The sequence below is a fragment of the Paenibacillus sp. S-12 genome, from assembly GCF_030363895.1.
GTDB classification, from domain to species: domain Bacteria; phylum Bacillota; class Bacilli; order Paenibacillales; family Paenibacillaceae; genus Paenibacillus_B; species Paenibacillus_B alvei.
The window spans coordinates 339,780-356,115 of record NZ_JASIUF010000008.1 but is presented as its reverse complement, the minus strand read 5'-3'; the positions used below and the strand labels follow the sequence as shown (position 1 = coordinate 356,115).

Sequence of the window (16,336 nt, the reverse complement as noted above, 5' to 3'; positions counted from 1 at the left end):
GCCGTCGTAGGTGGACTAATTGTCGGAGATGCTTCGATCCGAGCAGGTCTCAGCTCTCCGACTACGCTTGTCGTAGCGGCAGTTACTGCTGTAGCTACCTTTACTTTGGTTAACCAGTCGCTGAGCGGCACGGTAAGTATATTGCGTCTCTTTGTGCTAATCGTTTCTTCCATACTTGGCATGTACGGCTTCTTTATTTCTGTCATGGCCATACTGGTCTATTTATCGTCACTGCATTCATTTGGCATGCCCTACTTATCGCCACTGTCACCGCCTATTTTCGGGGATATGCTGAAATCGCTTCTTGCATTGCCTGTCAAGATTGTGAACCGACGTCCCATTATGCTCCGAACAACTGACAAGACTCGCGAAGGAAAGGAGCCAAAATGAGCTTATTTTATCATGAAGGAGAGAGATCTCTATACAGGAGCAGAAAACAACGATTATGGCTGCTTGTCAGCATCCTGTCTCTGGTTCTACCACTTGCAGGCTGTTGGGACATTAAAAATGTCCAGGATATGAACTATGTTACTGCTTTGGGCATTGATTATGTTAATGGTAAATATATCGTGTACACGAACTCGCTGGAGTTCACCAATGTAGCGAAGCAGGAAGGAACCAGAAGCCCGAGCAAACCGCCGACATGGATCGGGAAGGGAGAAGGATACACACTTGATTCAGCGGTAAATGACATATATGCCGCTTCTACCCTGCAAGTCATTTGGGATCATACGACTGTACTCATCTTCAGTGAGCGTGCCTTGCATAAGGACGTAAATAAGATGATTGATTCCCTTCTTCGTTTTTCAGGAATTCGATATACACCATGGGTGTACGGCACCAAAATTCCGATCGCTGACCTATTCGCGGTAACGCCTCCGTTTAATTTGTCGCCCATCGCGTCTATGCTATATGCCCCGGATGAAATATTGAAGCAGCAGACCAACATTCCTCCGCTGCAGCTGCTGAAAATGGTCGCACTGCTGAATGAGCCGGGATGTACTGTATTATTGCCCAGCCTTTCACTCAACAATGAGGAATGGATGAAGGACAAAAAAACAATTAGTCAGCACGAACTCAATGGAGTATTCGTCCTTCAAAACGGAAAGTACAAAAATTGGTTGACGCAGGAAGAAGTATTAGGATTGAGGTGGCTGTCAAATCAAATTCATAATATACATATAGGAGTCGGGCGTCCAACCAGCCCTGATGCGATACTTACAATAAATAAACATAAAGTATCCGTTAATGTGTCGCTGCATGGCGAAGTCCCCAAGTTCAACCTCGTAATTGATGTCCGCAGCTCTGTCGAAGAAATTGCCGATAATGCAACCGAAGAAGCTATCATCGCAGCGGCAAAGGAAAAAGTAAGGAATGATGTACAACAAACATTTCAACAGGGGTTGAATAGAAACCTTGACATTTATTCGTTGCAAAATCATGTTTATCGCAAGTACCTCTCCATTTGGAAAAAAAACAAAAATGGTTCCCTGCTGCAGCTCACGCCCAACTCTCTTGAACGGATTGACGTCCGCGTCCAGATAGAGGATTCTGGGATGATTCGTCTGAACCGTTAACCAAAGCCCTGACAACCTGTTTGTTGTCAGGGCTCGCTTGTATTATTGAAGCTGCTGTCCCCACACCTCAAACTCATAGATGCGAGCTGCTGTATCGGATTCCTGTGTCGCTTTCGTCACATTCAAACGCGCATAACGCGCTGACATCGGATCGATGCTATGCGTTGTTTTTCCCATCGTATTTCCCGTCACCTGAACAACATCCGTCCAGTTGGTTCCATCCTCGCTAAGCTGGATATTAAACTCTTTCGTGTTGAAGCTCGATGACTCGCCGCCCTCTTGAGCATGCTTAATGATAAATTGATCGATGGAATAGACTGAACCCAGGTCGACTTGCAGCCAGTGCGGCTCGGAGCCGGTTGCACACCATTTGCTGTTGTTCGCTGTTGTGCCATCGAATGCCTTGGCAGGTGTCTCGCCTGGCACAAAGCTGTCTGCAGTCGCTGTCTGATTCAGTGCTAGATTCATCTTAGATGATGCCTGCTTCCATTGGAAACTGACTTGTGCTGCTGTACTGCGTGCCCCATTCTCCCCTAGCGCAACCACTTCCAGAGTCGTAGATTCTTCACCTCCAAGTCGGCTCATCGGTTGTGCATAATACGCAGTATTAGGCGTTGCGCCTATGAATTCCCGTGTGCCATCAGGCTTCACCCGATAGACCTCATACGCCTGAATCTTATCCCCTGAAGAAGGATTCCAGCTTAAACGCGCATCTGCTGTATTTCCAGAAAAATCAACATCCTCAATGGCCAAGCCCGTTACAGTCTCCGGTGCTGATGATGAACCAGCATTGCGAACAGATAATTGACCGATATTGATCGCATAGTTGCTGAGCGCATTCCCACTGTCGAACTTCAAGGACAACGCATCAATCGTGCGGCCGGCAAAGCTGCCCAGCGAGATGCTTTTTGTATTCCATGCGGAAGCTTCCCCATCGCCTACATCAAAGAACTCAAAATGCTCCGGATTATCGGCGAAGGATACACCAACCTTCATATTTGAAGCTGACTCCCCAGTCTTATATGTAACGGAGACTTCTGTATCGCTAGACACAGGCAGACTAGTTCTATACAGCTTCAAATGAGTAGCATTCTGCGGACTAAGTGCACCAGATACTTTGAGGGAGCTTCCGCCATAATACGCGTTGTTCCAATCAAAGCTTGGTTTCAGCGCTGTACCCGAGCTTTCCGCAATCCAACGCCATGTAGGAAGGATGTCTTGCAAGCTGCGGTTATTCCATTCCTTCGTGCTCATAATGTTGCCATCAACCGCAAATTGACTGCCATGCCCCGTATTGAAGTTAGTTGTAAAAGGCAACTGCTGTATCGATGATTTATCTGCAAAATAATTCGCAATTCCTTTCCAATTGGAAGAAGTCGCCGTATTGCGCGGATCACTATTCGGTCCTACCCAATATTTCATTTCCTTCGCGTAGAAATCATCATTATTGGAAGAGCTGCGATATGCCCAATCCGGACGATAGATGCCCAATGATGTAGCAGGCGCCTGATTGTTAGGGAAAATCCCTGACCAATTGACGTACGTATTGTAGCCATTCGCTTCTGTATCGATGCCGGCGTACAAATCATACGGATCTCGATTAAGACTGGCTGCTTTATTTTTGGAGTTTTGCAGCATGGATGCAGACCAGTTGAAGTTAAGGAACATACTGTCCGCCACCTTCTGCGCACCATTCTGCAAGAACATCTGATTTCTTGCATTCAATTCATTTTGCCAGCTAATACTTCCGCTGTTCGTCATTGAATCGTACCACATAACATGCATGCCGGATGGCTTATGAGTCTGCAAATACTGCATGAATTGCTGCATCTTCGCAGCATCAGCCGTATTGCCGCCCGACGTCTCTTGATTAATGAACCAGCCGTCAAAGCCAAAATAGCTTGCTGCCTCAAGCAGCTTGTCTGCTACTGGGAAGGAGCCATCCGGTTTTTGCTGCAGCATTTGCTGTACCCATTGATAGTTGCCCCCGTATACATTCGGTGGGAAAAAGATAGTTCCAAGAATCGGCACTCCGTTCTTATGGGACGCATCGATAATGTCCGCGCTCGGAGGTACGATAAGTCCTTCGGAAGCCGAGCCTCCCCAAAGCACCATCATATCGACATACTGCCAATATCCGAACGTATCCGCACGGAATTGACTGGATCCTTGAGACGGAACGCCGCTAGTATTGTCATTTAACGCAGACAAAGCAACAAGCCGCGATTGGGTCTGTGCATTCGGATTCACCTTCTGGCCGGTAAATCGCTCTGCAAGCGGAATCGTTCCCCGATTGAACTTCGCATCCTTGTCGGCTGTAGGGCTCCACTCTAGAAGTGTTGCCGGATGCCAATAAGAGGTGCGCGGCTGCTCCGCATGAGCAGTTGAAGCCATAATCGGCCCAAATGTAGATAGAGCAAGAAGCGAGGTGATGAGTAAAAGCTTCATTTTCTTTTTCATCGTGTTGACCACTATAAGTCTCCTCCTCGCACCATGAGGTGCTATATTCGAGTACAACTTAAATCTACTAGAAATGAAGCGCTTACATAAGTGTAAAAAACTTATATTCAATGTATAAACTATAGTGTGTTTGAATTGAAGTGCTGGTATTTATAAACATATTATCAAGATTGAAAACATACCTCCTTCAAAAATCCACGAGTTATCATTGCGATTGAGAGGATCAAATCGACGCCATATGACTTCGCAAGATTCGAAAAATACACGTTCGGTATAGATGTTGCTTTATCGCTGGCTTACGAGACCAATCCCCTCTTCTATTGGTCTTGCCACCTCTTTATCGTCTTTTAATGTAAATGGCCGCAGCTATCATTACTCTAAGCTTTGAAGGATAACATGTAAGGAATTGCGCATAAATAATTCATCCGGACGAGATTTCATCATAACGGTGACACCGATCAGCGAAATGACTAAAGCCTGTGCAATTGCCTTAGCGTTCATATCCGACTTCAGTTCCCCAGACTGTATTCCGCGTTCGATTGACTCCTGAAAAATGGCTGCGAGATACATTTGATGCTCCCTTGTCAGAACTTCAAATTTGGCGTCGTGAGGTGCAAGCTCAACCATTGTATTGATGCAAAAGCATCCTTTGCCGCTTCCCTCATGCAAATCGCTCCCTTCTTGAACGATGCTTTCGAATATGCTCCGGAACGCTTCTTTTACAGAGGGCTTATTCAACAACTGCGCGCGAATGCGGGCGGCATGAGCTTGTGTATATGTTCGCAGCGCAGCTTCGAACAAACCTATTTTATCCCCGAAAGCAGAATACAAACTTGGGCGTTGTATTCCCATATATGCGGTTAGATCGCTTAAGGAAGTTGCTTCATATCCTTTTTCCCAAAATAATTGCATCGCGGCATGCAGTGCTTTTTCCTCATCAAATTCACGCGGGCGGGCCATGTCCCTCCTCCTTTACTCTCTAAACTCTATTTACAGATCGTTTTTTGTCACGATGATGATAGAAGTAGAATAGATATATCATACCTAACGGTACAATAAAAATATACTATAGGACATGATCTGTCAAACGAAATATGATTTCAAGATCTATGTATTGAGCATTATTCAGTTGATTTTCAGAAAAATATTGACAACTCACTTTTTAGCATGGTATTTTTCGGCTATATAACATACCGATCAGTACATAATAAAAATTATAATTAAAAGGAGTTGCAATGATGGGTACGAGTGCGCGAATATCTGAAGTTTCTTTATCCCGCTCCATTGTTCTTTTGCTTGCGACAGCGTGCGGCTTGGCCGTTGCCAATGTATATTATGCGCAGCCGTTATTGGACGCCATAGCTGGTGAATTTGGCATTAGGCATTCTACAATTGGGATCGTCATTACGATCACGCAGCTTAGTTACGCTGCTGGATTATTGTTATTGGTGCCACTGGGCGATATGATGAACCGGCGTAAGTTGATTTCTTTACAAATGCTTCTGTCTGTAGCAGCGCTTGTTGCAGTAGGGATTGCTCCGAACAGCACGATTTTGTTTATTGGCATGGCTTGCGTTGGATTGTTAGCGGTAGTGACACAGGTGCTTGTTGCCTATGCGGCGAATTTGGCCGGATCCTTCGAGCGCGGGCAAGTTGTCGGCGCCGTAACGAGCGGTGTTGTAATCGGCATTCTTCTTGCCCGGAGTGTAGCTGGCATTCTCACCGACATTGCAGGCTGGCGTTCGGTCTATCTTGTGTCTGCTGCCTTACTGCTCATCATGTCAATCACGTTATACAACATACTACCGCAACAAGATTCCATTCGTGCATCTCTGTCATACAAGCAGCTTCTTTATTCTGTCCTCACTTTATTTAAAGAGGAACCGATATTACGGATACGTGCCGTACTCGCCCTACTCATTTTTTCAGCATTCAGTATTTTATGGACATCGCTTGTTTTGCCATTGCGTATTCCTCCCTTGTCCCTCTCCCATAATGCAATCGGAGCATTTGGGTTAGCCGGTGTAGCCGGAGCGATTGCGGCTGCACAAGCAGGACGCTGGGCCGATCGAGGATTAGGTCAACGTACGACTGGGGCGGCACTATTTCTGCTGTTTGCATCTTGGCTGCCGATTTCTTATGTAGATCAATCTTTGCTTGCGCTTATTGGCGGAATCATCCTGCTTGACTTTGCTGTTCAGGCCGTTCATGTTACCAATCAAAGCATGATATTAGCCGTTCGCCCCGAATCGCGAAGTCGCTTGACGGCCGGTTATATGATTTTCTATTCACTTGGCAGTGCATTAGGATCAATCGCATCAACGAATGTTTATGCAATTTGGGGTTGGAATGGCGTAAGCATATTGGGTGCCATAGTTAGTGCTATAGGAATTGTTTTTTGGTCACTGACACTGCGGTTCTCCGCTTCACGTTCATCTTAATAGTTTGCAATTCAAAAGAACCACTTTACATTTCTGCAACCTATCAATTGTACCTTCATTAACAACTTCTCTACGGCAGTTTTCTCGGCCAGCTATCCGAAAATCAATTCAGCCAAGGGAACTGCCGGAAGAGTTAACTTTACGATTGTTGTGAACCGCGTGAAACTCTGATTGCAAACAAGCCGGAAAGTGCGGCTACTATCCCACAAGCACATAAGATCAGAAATAAATTGATCCGTGCATGATTCATCACCAGTGCTGCAATCATTGGGCCGGCTGCCACGCCGACAAAGCGCATACTGCTGTACAAGGAACTAATCGTGCCTCTATGCTTCTTCTCAATGCTAGCGGTTATAAAGGAATCGAGACATGGCAAGGATGCTCCTATTCCGAGAAAGGCTGCGCTTAGCCAAATGAACAATGGAATTACAGATGTCATTAGTATGCACATGCCAAGGCCTGCCGCTGTTAAAGCCAAACCGCACACAATGATCCATTTCATCGCGATTTTATTACTGCCTATGCATTTTCCGGCAATAAAAGAGGAGGAGCTTAATACGGCCAGAGGTATCGCTAGCAGCAAACCCTTTATTATTCCCTTATACCCATGCTTGTCTTCCAGCGTTTCTGATAAATAAAATAACGAGCTGAACAGCATGAACATGCAAAGTCCACCGATAACAAATAGGGCGATTAGCCAACGCGAATTCTCTCGAATCAACTGCATCACTTGTTTTAAAAAGTCGCGAATGGGAATCGGTTCAGAATCAGATTCTTTGGGCTGCTTGACAAAAAAAAGAACGAGCAGGATCGAAATTAGACACAATACCGGAATGGCCCAAAAAGGAAGATGCCAAACGATCGCTACCAGGGCTGTCCCCAAAATAGGGCTTAATACTTTGCCGCATGTATTGGCCGTTTCGATAATGCCGAGACCGCTGCTCACATCTTTTTCACTGCTGAACATATCCCCTACTAAAGGCAGAACGATGGGCATTGCGCCAGCAGCGCCAATGCCCTGCAGAACCCTTCCCAATAAAATGACTGAATAAGAATGATCCATCCAGACCGCCGCTGCACCGCACACACCGCCTCCAATGCCTGTTATGAGAAGACTGGGAATGATGACTGCCTTACGGCCAATGCGATCAGATAAATAGCCGGCAATAGGAATGAGGAAAATCGCCATGACCGAGTATACAGTAATGAGCAGACTTGTTTGGAACGAGCTAACCTTCAACTGTCTCCTGATTTCAGGCAATACAGGGATTAGCATTGAATTGCCTAAAGTCATTATCAATGGAATTGAAGAAAGTGCTAATAAGTCAAATCGTTTGTCAGCTTGCACTCGGGCACACCTCCGTGGGATATCCACGTCATTTTAGATTTATTTTACACTTATCCAAACTTTTTATTCTCTAATTCCGATAAAATTAAACGGATTTAAAGCATGGTCATGGTACATCTACAGCAACACTTACGGCTTTAATACAACCTTTACGCATTCATCCTCATGATTATTGAAAATACGGTACGCATGGCTTGCTTGATCCAACGGCATTTGATGCGTAATGATGGCTGTGGGATCAAAACTTCCCTCCTCTATTTTGTTGTACAATTCCGGCATATAATGAATAACCGGTGCTTGCCCCTTTTTTAGTGTAATATTTCTTGCAAAAAAACACCGAGCGGAAATAAATTATAATTGGCTCCGTATACACCGGTTATTTGAACTGTGCCGCATTTACGAACAGCCTTCGTCGAAAATGACATGAAAAAAGCCGCGCTGACGCGGCCTTTAATTTACCATATAAATATGAAGAATTAGTGCCATGAAAGGTCTACAACCACAGGCAAATGATCGGATGGAAACTGACCGTTAACCTGATCCGAAAGAATTGCATATTGAAAAACGTCAACATGCTCGTTCACGAATACATAATCGATAGGCGAATCTAGATCCTCTCCGTTATCCCCTTTGAATACTGATCCATTGTAATATAGACAGTCGATTAATTGTGTCAGCTGATAACCGTGGAACGTGAAGGATGGTCCAAAGTGGGAGTTCTTTGCGGCGTACCGCGCATCCCGCAGCACTGCTTTACCGTCCTGGCCAGTCGTGAGAATCTGATAGGGTTCGGACGATTCCGTGCAGTTGAAGTCTCCCGTTACTACTACTGGATCATCACCCGCCAATTCGGGAAGCCGATTTAAGATCATATGGGCACTCTGCTTCATTGCAACGGTTCCAATATGATCAAGGTGCGTATTGAAATGAATGAACTTGGTTCCTGTCAACTTGTCCAAAAACTGGATCCATGTCAGGATGCGTGGACAAGCGGCATCCCATCCTCGTTTTCCTGGGATTTCGGGTGTCTCGGATAGCCAAAACGTTCCATGCTCTAGCGGCTTAACACGATCCTTGCGATAAAATATTGCAACGAATTCTCCTGTGTCTGCACCATCGTCCCTGCCTGCCCCAATCCAGCCAAACTCGGGAAGCATTCGTTCCAAATCGGCAACCTGATGCCTCAATGCCTCCTGCGTTCCTACCACATCTACCTGATGGTATCGAATCATACTAGCCACCATCCCCGCCCTGCGGCTCCAGCTATTCTCGCAATCTTTTTCGTAAGCGTTGTCATATTTGACGTTAAAAGTCATGAATCTGATCTGCTGCTCTCCAACATTGCTCTTCATTCTCTTCTGCACTCCTCACCTGATGTTAAGCTTTACATGCGCACGTATCCAATTCGTAGAGCTGAAAGTAACTCCAGAAGTATGTACATTATCGCATGATTGAAATGGGAATGCCAGATTGCTTTCTTCGCAATCAACACTATGCTGTCATGCTTTTAAGAAAGAAAATTTTAATCAATCGTATGTTATAATATCCCATGTTCATATGTTATATTTTGTATAAGAGAATTCTAACATGTTGAGAGCTAGCTCCACATTTTTAGCAAGTTATGCTAAGACGAGGTGACTTATGGAAAATAAAATAGTAGAGTTTTACCGCAATGTGCTCGTAGGCCTTGTGGAACCTTCGCCAGTAGAGCAGCTCATCGGGATAAAAGCGATCGAAGTAGTTCCTGGACATGCCATATTTGAAATGGATGTAGATCAGCAGCATTCCAATCCGCAAGGCACGCTTAACGGTGGAATCACCTGTACCCTTGCTGATATCACAATGGGCATGGCCTTCGGCTCCACTCTGTTGCCGGAAGAGACTTTTACGACGATTGAATTAAAAATCAATTTCATGAAGCCTGTATGGAATGGAACCATTAGAGCAGAAGCAAAGAGTGTGAAGAAGGGTAAGACAATTGGACTTATTGATTGTAATGTATATGACGACAATAACAGCCTGGTTGCTTATGCAACGAGTACTTGCATGGTACTGCGCGGAGATAAGGCTGAAGGAAGATAGCGAGGGAAAACGGCACATTCGATCGACTGTGCCGTTCATTCATTTATGCACCCGCAGCCACCACCGTACTTCACTCGAAAGGGAAACACAGAGGTACTCCAGTTCGCGGATCAGGCACAATATCTGCTTCAATGGAGAATACCTCACGCAGCACCTTCTTCTTCATGACCTCGGCTGGCGAACCTTCCCGTACAACTGTTCCCGCCTTGATCGCAACCATGTGCTGCGCATACCTCGAAGCATGATTCAAATACACATGAATGATGAGCAGAGGAAAAATCAATGACAAACAGCCATTTATACGGCTTATAGTATGCAAAAAATCTGCGCAGCAATGGGAAACCTCCCTTCCTCCTTTTTAAAATCCGAAGTTTTATTTATCATGCTTTCGAGCGCGTTAATAAATATAGGAAGTAAGGAGCGCCGATTACAGCGACGACAATTCCCGTAGGCACTTCTGATGGCTGTAATATCCATCGTCCAATCGTATCTGCCGTAATCACAAGCAAGGCCCCGGCTAAAGCCGAAGTTGGCAGCAGGAGTTGGTGTTTGGAACCCACAAGCCGTCTAGCTAAATGCGGGCCAATAAGCCCAACGAAGCCGATGCCTCCGCTTACTGCGACACATGAGCCTGCCAAGCCTACCGCCGCTGCCAGCAGCAAAATTTGTTCTCTTGATACAAATGCTCCCAACCCTGTTGCCGTCTGTTCTCCCAAGTTAAGAACGTTCATGATTCGAGCCTTGTAGAATATGTAGGGTAATAACACAATGATGAACGGAAGAAGTGCAAGCACATACTTCCAATTCGTACCCCAGATGCTTCCGGCAAGCCACGTCGCCATCGTTTGATATTTTTCTGGACTAAGCTTTAATGTCAATACGATCATAGCAGCACTGATACCTGCAGCAACAGCAACACCGGTTAACAGTAATCGCGTAGGAGATATATTCTCATGCCGCTTATAGGATAGCAAACATATGAGCGCCGCTGCTAGTCCAGCGCCGAGCCATGCGAACACAGGCAATAAATAGATTGGAGCCTGTGCAGTTGACGGATAGAATGAGATGAACAGCATCACGGCAAGTCCAGCACCTGCATTAATGCCTAAAATCCCCGGATCAGCTAATGGATTGCGCGATATGGCCTGCATAACACATCCGGATACCGCCAGACCCGCACCGATAAGCAAAGAAATAACGATGCGTGGCAACCGGAAGTCGAATAATATTAGCTCTTCTTTCTTCGTTCCTGAACCGAACAATGTTCGCAGCAAATCCATGGGAGATAAGCGAATAAATCCTGTATTCATGCTGATGATGAACATAATGACAATCAGCACGGCTATCGTGATCATAATCGCGATACTTCGCTGCTTTTTTCGTTTTTGAATCATCGTGATAGATAGATTTGTCACCGCTTACAGCCCCCTCCTTTCCTTACGTGCTAAGAAGAGGAAAAAGGGGACACCAATTAAAGCGATTAATGCCCCAACAGGTGTTTCATATGGCGGATTCACCATGCGAGCAGCAAGATCAGCGAATACAACAAGCAAGCTGCCAAGCAAGGCAGAGCAAGGGATAATCCAGCGATAATCCACACCGACTAAATAACGGGTAACATGTGGAATAATCAAGCCTACAAAACCAACAGCTCCAACAACAGATACGGCCGCACCAGCCAAAATAAGCACAATGACTGTGCCTGCCAGTTTTACAAGACGTGTACGCTGACCGAGCCCCTTAGCGATCTCCTCTCCAAGACTGAGCATTGTAATCGAACGTGATAATACAATCGCCCCTACAAGAGCAACTGAAATCCACGGGAACATCACTTCTAGCTGCGGCCACTTCGTGCCCGCTACTCCACCAGCGTACCAGAATGCCAAGTCCTGACCAATTCGATAATATAATGCGATCCCTTCGCTCAGTGCGGATAAGAGAGCACTGAGTGCCGCCCCGGCCAATACCATTCGAACAGGGGTTAATCCTCCCCTAGCTAATGATCCAATTCCATACACTAGCCCTGCGCCCAAGCCTGCACCAAGAAAAGAATACAAAATTAAATACATGTAAGGCAGACCTGGAAAAAATGCGAAGCAGATAGCCAGCATGAATCCTGAACCTGCATTCAAGCCAAGCAATCCTGAATCCGCCAGCGGATTGCGAGTCATACCTTGCATAATGGCTCCGGCAACAGCGAAGCAGGCTCCTACCATTGCCCCGCCCAATACGCGCGGCAGTCTAATTTCTTGAATAATTTGATGCTGTGTTACTTCCGGATTGAAGCGAAAAATTGACTCCCATACCGTAGTCACTTGAATATCTGCCGCACCGAACGATACAGATATAGCGATCCCTAACATTAATGCGAAGAAACCGCCAAAAAGAATAAGTGTTGCTGCCAGTGGACGTGAGCGAAATTCAACTGCTCGCGATGCAGCTTCCTTAGGTAAAGATTTAGCCACTTGACTCATACATGCCACCCTTGCTGATTCTTGAATTTAATTGATATTGATTATCATTTGCATCAATATTCATTTTAGGACATTATTCCTCATGTGGCAATGGACAAAATAAATTGATTTATTGTACAAATATTATTTCTCACTCTTTGCTTTGCTGCCTTCTACAAGCATCTCGGTCACTTTTTGTACCTGTGCTTGAACTGCAATCGGATCATACGTCCAAAAGTACTTTCCATCCACATCATAAACTCGGTGATTTTTTACTGCCGGTATCGAATTCCAAAATGCTCCGTCGCGCTCGAATTGTCCCTCATTACCAGTATTTTGCCTTTCTGCATAATCTCCTCCCTACTTAAATCCTTTGAGTATAAAAAGTACTGCATAAATTTGTATTTTCTATGGATCTCCATCATTTCTCCATAATTGTTGCTTATGCTGAGAATGTAATCTACAAAAATGATAATTGAGGAGGCAATGCATTGAAAAGCTTATTCACAACTCGCTATCGAGTCATGCAAACCATGGTCATCACAACAGTAATCGCATTTGTAACAAGCGGATGCTGGAATGGAGGGAACGACAAGGATCAGACAAATATGGATCATTCATCTATGGAGAACAGCCAAAAATCGAAGTTGGAGTCAAATGCCTCACCGGTTAAACGCACAACGCATGCTGCATCTGTCGACGGCACATCGTTAACGATTACTGCCCAACAAAGTAATTTGGAAGTTTCCAATGGGGTTGTACTCCCAGTATGGACATTTAATAATTCTGTTCCTGGGCCGCAAATTCGAGTGAAGGTTGGAGATACCGTCAAGATTGCGCTTGAAAATGAATTGCCAGAGCCGGTGTCGATCCATTGGCACGGCTATCCCGTACCGAATAGCATGGATGGCATTCCTGGCGTCACCCAAGATGCTGTCGCTCCAGGGAAGTCATTCACCTATGAGTTCAAAGCAACAATTCCAGGAACGTATTGGTACCATTCCCATCAAGACAGTGTCAACCAAGTGGATAAAGGTCTATACGGATCTCTCATTGTCGAGGATCCAAAGGAACAATATAATCGTGACTATACGCTCGTCCTCGACGAATGGATGAGTGCAGAAGCGATGAATACAGAACATACGAATGAGAACGAGCCCAAAGATTATTCAGACATGTCTGGAATGGATCACTCAAAGATGAATATGTCGAATAGCAGCAATAACGGCATGGATCACAACACCATGCAGATGGGCGGCCACGATATGAGCATGTATGATTTGTATACAATCAACGGAAAATCAGGCGATGCGATAGAACCGCTTAAGGTCAAACAAGGTGATAAGGTTCGGCTTCGCTTGATCAACGCTGGATATCTCTCGCATCGCATGCACCTGCAAGGACATGAATTCAAGGTAATTGCCACGGATGGGCAGCCTATAAACAACCCAGCTGTCATTCAAGATCAAGTATTATCGATTGCGCCCGGCGAACGTTACGATATTGAGTTTATAGCAGACAATCCTGGTACATGGCTGTTGGACGAGCATAGCAAAGAAGAGCGAGTCCGCAATATGAGGGCCGTCATTCAGTATGAGGACATCACAAAATCGGTTGTCCAATCCGACACGGCCGAAACCCTCCCACAATTCAATCTAGCTGCTTATGGAGAAATAGCGAAATCATTATTTACACTTGAACAGACGTATGATCAAAGGGTAACGATGAATTTGAATACGGCAATGAAAAATGGGGAAATGGTGTACACCATCAACGGCAAGGTGTTTCCGGATACGGACAAGATTAAAGTCGCGAAGGGCGACAAAGTAATGGTTACTTTCATCAATCGATCGCCAACTGATGATCATCCGATGCATTTGCATGGACATTTCTTTCAGATATTGAGCAAAAACGGCCAGCCACTACAGGGCTCACCTATCATAAAGGATACATTGAATGTAAAACCCGGGGAGCAATATGTCATCGCATTTGAAGCCGATAATCCTGGAGACTGGATGTTCCATTGCCATGACTTGCATCATGCTTCTGCAGGGATGGTGACCGATGTTACGTACAAAGACTATAAGAGTTCGTATGTCCCCAATCCGAATGTAGGCAATAAACCTGAATAGTGGAAAAAAATGAATACAGCCAAGCCATTGAATCTATCACAACTGGCTTGGCTGCACATTCGTATGTATCATTTTTCATGATACCTGTCACCTGATTCGCTTATAATTCCAATTGCTCTCGTCTGCCAGCCTTATGCCACTCCTAGTAGATGCCTCCCATTTCTTGAAACGCATGATCGACCATGGTTCTCAGTTCATTCATGATCTCTTTGCTATAAGATAAATGAGTATTCACATTGTCTGCCTTATATTTGTGCAGCAGCTTTACATGTGCGATCGTATGAATGGTTTCTTGTTCTCTGCTCATTGCCTTACCTTCTGAATCAGATTTTCGCGTATCAAAATCTCCTTTGGCCCTGCATATTCTGATTACGCAAGTACCGAAAATAGCGTCTAGCACATACACTGCCGAGCGGAATCATGACCAGTGCATTACTTACTGATACCAGAGGCATGCTCTCTGCCCCAATATCCAACTGCCAATCGAAGGAGAACGGGCGGCTAGAAACACGATCACACCTGTTATTGAGCTTTGAGTACTGCAATTTGAAGTCCACCTGCAGATTGAATTTAAAATGAAAGTCTATCATGACGCCAAGTAGAAATATATAAGAAAGTGGAACCACACGCAATTGGTCTTCTTACTCTATAACCGGAGGAATGCCGGGATATTTTACAACCGGCCATTTCGTTGCCCGCAGGGCGCTCATTAATTCAGGCGATGCATTTAGGTTGGATTGAACAAGAAGCTTCGGCGTAAGGGCCATCCATTGATTTAGGGAAACGTCTGCAAAACGGTCACTTTTGAACATTTCAAGAAACCACAGGCTATCTGTTCCCGTGTTCTGAATGTAGTGTCCGAATGCAAATGGTACATATCCTACATCTCCTGCTCTATAGTTAAATGTGCGTGCAGCGCCGTTACCCGCAAAAACAGTCATTCTCCCCTGTCCGCTCAAGTAGTATTGCCACTCGTCATTGTTAGGGTGCCAATGCATTTCGCGCATGGCTCCTGGCTTAATCTCGACCAGCGCAGCAGCAACCGTGCGCGATGCTGGGAAATTGGAGGAATCGACGATGCGCACTGAGCCGCCCGGCGTGGTAAGTGGGGGCTGTGCCATTAACCGATAGACGAAGGTTGGCTCCACTGTGCCGAACGGATCGGGCACCTGCTGACTCTCAATCGTCCCGGGCACCTGATCCTGATAAATATAAACCTGCCCCTGAGGGATTTGGTCAAAAGCGGACATCGGCACTCCAAAATTAGCGGATAACACCTCTTTCGGTGTATGGGCAAACCAGTCAGAGATCGACAGCGTATTTAAGTCCGAAAAACTGCCATCGTCGAATACAAGCAGGAACTCGCAACCTTCTTCAAGTCCCTGAATCGAATGAGGAATACCCGGCGGAAAATACCACAAATCACCTGGGCCTACATCGGCGATGAAATTACGGCCATTCTGATCGACGGCGGTAATTCGTGCCCGCCCCAATATCATGAACGACCATTCTGCCTGCTGATGCCAATGCAGCTCTCGCACTCCGCCGGGGGTAAGCCGCATATTCACACCTGCTAGCGTTTTAGCAATTGGCAGCTCTCTTATCGTTATTTCTCGTGACCAGCCGCCTCTATTAAGCTGCATATGAGCGTCGGAAAATGAAAACTTCAAATTGGGAATCAAACCCGCATCCGTTATCGGAGGAACGAACATATCTGGATTTTCCATATCTCGCATGACATCGCGTGGGCCAAGATCGGTAGCGCCTGCGCCGTCACTTTCGCGGATGGGCTGCGGAATTTGCATTTGCTTCGAATCATTCCATACCATGATGATTTTACCGC

At 45.6% G+C, this 16,336-nt stretch carries 13 protein-coding genes and 2 pseudogenes; 5 read left to right on the top strand and 10 right to left on the bottom strand.

What is annotated here, in order from left to right; genetic code table 11:
- A partial coding sequence (locus NO352_RS09165) for a spore germination protein (RefSeq protein WP_289355416.1) occupies window positions 1–390 on the top strand: 390 nt, incomplete at its 5' end.
- Window positions 387–1,577 (top strand): Ger(x)C family spore germination protein, encoded by a 1,191-nt coding sequence (locus tag NO352_RS09160; RefSeq protein WP_262866763.1) that lies wholly within the window; start codon window positions 387–389, stop codon window positions 1,575–1,577. The genes NO352_RS09165 and NO352_RS09160, both read left to right, overlap by 4 nt.
- Before the next feature lie 42 nt (window positions 1,578–1,619).
- Here NO352_RS09160 and NO352_RS09155 read toward each other — a convergent pair whose 3' ends face one another.
- Window positions 1,620–4,049, bottom strand: a complete 2,430-nt coding sequence (locus NO352_RS09155; RefSeq protein ID WP_289355415.1) for an endo-beta-N-acetylglucosaminidase — start codon at window positions 4,047–4,049, stop codon at window positions 1,620–1,622.
- A 360-nt stretch (window positions 4,050–4,409) separates the two neighbouring features.
- Window positions 4,410–4,997: a TetR/AcrR family transcriptional regulator gene (locus NO352_RS09150; protein ID WP_268600335.1), complete on the bottom strand. Its 588-nt coding sequence runs from the start codon at window positions 4,995–4,997 to the stop codon at window positions 4,410–4,412.
- Between the two features lie 278 nt (window positions 4,998–5,275).
- Between NO352_RS09150 and NO352_RS09145 the strand changes: the two genes are divergently transcribed.
- Window positions 5,276–6,478, top strand: coding sequence for an MFS transporter (locus NO352_RS09145; RefSeq protein WP_289355430.1), 1,203 nt, complete (start codon window positions 5,276–5,278; stop codon window positions 6,476–6,478).
- Window positions 6,479–6,617: 139 nt separating this feature from the next.
- On the opposite strand, the gene NO352_RS09140 is transcribed toward NO352_RS09145, so the two are convergent.
- The 3 genes and pseudogenes from NO352_RS09140 to NO352_RS09130 all read right to left on the bottom strand — a co-directional run bounded on the left by NO352_RS09140 (window position 6,618) and on the right by NO352_RS09130 (window position 9,178).
- The gene (locus NO352_RS09140) at window positions 6,618–7,826 is read right to left on the bottom strand and encodes an MFS transporter (protein WP_289355414.1); all 1,209 of its coding nucleotides are present in this window, start codon (window positions 7,824–7,826) and stop codon (window positions 6,618–6,620) included.
- Window positions 7,827–7,955: 129 nt separating this feature from the next.
- Window positions 7,956–8,251, bottom strand: a pseudogene (locus tag NO352_RS09135) (glutathione-dependent formaldehyde dehydrogenase); the annotation flags it as partial.
- 51 nt (window positions 8,252–8,302) lie between these two features.
- Window positions 8,303–9,178 carry an endonuclease/exonuclease/phosphatase family protein gene (locus NO352_RS09130; protein WP_289355413.1) on the bottom strand — a complete coding sequence of 292 codons (876 nt, stop codon included), beginning with the start codon at window positions 9,176–9,178 and terminating at the stop codon, window positions 8,303–8,305.
- 289 nt (window positions 9,179–9,467) lie between these two features.
- Here NO352_RS09130 and NO352_RS09125 point away from each other — a divergent pair, with 289 nt between their 5' ends.
- Window positions 9,468–9,908, top strand: coding sequence for a PaaI family thioesterase (locus NO352_RS09125; RefSeq protein ID WP_268600331.1), 441 nt, complete (start codon window positions 9,468–9,470; stop codon window positions 9,906–9,908).
- Between the two features lie 70 nt (window positions 9,909–9,978).
- On the opposite strand, the pseudogene fecE reads toward NO352_RS09125, so the two are convergent.
- The 3 genes and pseudogenes from fecE to NO352_RS09110 all read right to left on the bottom strand — a co-directional run.
- Window positions 9,979–10,161, bottom strand: a pseudogene (gene fecE / locus NO352_RS09120) (Fe(3+) dicitrate ABC transporter ATP-binding protein FecE); the annotation flags it as partial.
- A gap of 127 nt (window positions 10,162–10,288) precedes the next feature.
- Window positions 10,289–11,302 (bottom strand): FecCD family ABC transporter permease, encoded by a 1,014-nt coding sequence (locus NO352_RS09115; RefSeq protein WP_289355429.1) that lies wholly within the window; start codon window positions 11,300–11,302, stop codon window positions 10,289–10,291.
- A gap of 24 nt (window positions 11,303–11,326) precedes the next feature.
- Window positions 11,327–12,382, bottom strand: a complete 1,056-nt coding sequence (locus tag NO352_RS09110) for a FecCD family ABC transporter permease (protein WP_005549228.1) — start codon at window positions 12,380–12,382, stop codon at window positions 11,327–11,329.
- A gap of 503 nt (window positions 12,383–12,885) precedes the next feature.
- Between NO352_RS09110 and NO352_RS09105 the strand changes: the two genes are divergently transcribed.
- A complete protein-coding gene (locus NO352_RS09105) occupies window positions 12,886–14,493 on the top strand; it encodes a multicopper oxidase family protein (RefSeq protein ID WP_430109401.1) in 1,608 nt (535 codons plus the stop codon).
- Window positions 14,494–14,635: 142 nt separating this feature from the next.
- On the opposite strand, the gene NO352_RS09100 is transcribed toward NO352_RS09105, so the two are convergent.
- On the bottom strand, window positions 14,636–14,800 hold the full coding sequence (locus tag NO352_RS09100) for an Imm63 family immunity protein (protein WP_289355411.1): 165 nt from the start codon (window positions 14,798–14,800) through the stop codon (window positions 14,636–14,638).
- A gap of 334 nt (window positions 14,801–15,134) precedes the next feature.
- A complete protein-coding gene (locus NO352_RS09095) occupies window positions 15,135–16,322 on the bottom strand; it encodes an oxalate decarboxylase family bicupin (protein ID WP_005549231.1) in 1,188 nt (395 codons plus the stop codon).
- Window positions 16,323–16,336 lie beyond the last annotated feature (14 nt).

Bases quoted from the DNA above. Each gene is read 5' to 3' on its own strand.
- NO352_RS09160 (WP_262866763.1), top strand. From the start codon at position 387: ATGAGCTTATTTTATCATGAAGGAGAGAGATCTCTATACAGGAGCAGA.
- NO352_RS09150 (WP_268600335.1), bottom strand. From the start codon at position 4,997: ATGGCCCGCCCGCGTGAATTTGATGAGGAAAAAGCACTGCATGCCGCG.
- NO352_RS09145 (WP_289355430.1), top strand. From the start codon at position 5,276: ATGGGTACGAGTGCGCGAATATCTGAAGTTTCTTTATCCCGCTCCATT.
- NO352_RS09130 (WP_289355413.1), bottom strand. From the start codon at position 9,178: ATGAAGAGCAATGTTGGAGAGCAGCAGATCAGATTCATGACTTTTAAC.
- NO352_RS09125 (WP_268600331.1), top strand. From the start codon at position 9,468: ATGGAAAATAAAATAGTAGAGTTTTACCGCAATGTGCTCGTAGGCCTT.
- NO352_RS09115 (WP_289355429.1), bottom strand. From the start codon at position 11,302: ATGATTCAAAAACGAAAAAAGCAGCGAAGTATCGCGATTATGATCACG.
- NO352_RS09110 (WP_005549228.1), bottom strand. From the start codon at position 12,382: ATGAGTCAAGTGGCTAAATCTTTACCTAAGGAAGCTGCATCGCGAGCA.
- NO352_RS09105 (WP_430109401.1), top strand. From the start codon at position 12,886: ATGCAAACCATGGTCATCACAACAGTAATCGCATTTGTAACAAGCGGA.
- NO352_RS09100 (WP_289355411.1), bottom strand. From the start codon at position 14,800: ATGAGCAGAGAACAAGAAACCATTCATACGATCGCACATGTAAAGCTG.
- NO352_RS09095 (WP_005549231.1), bottom strand. From the start codon at position 16,322: ATGGTATGGAATGATTCGAAGCAAATGCAAATTCCGCAGCCCATCCGC.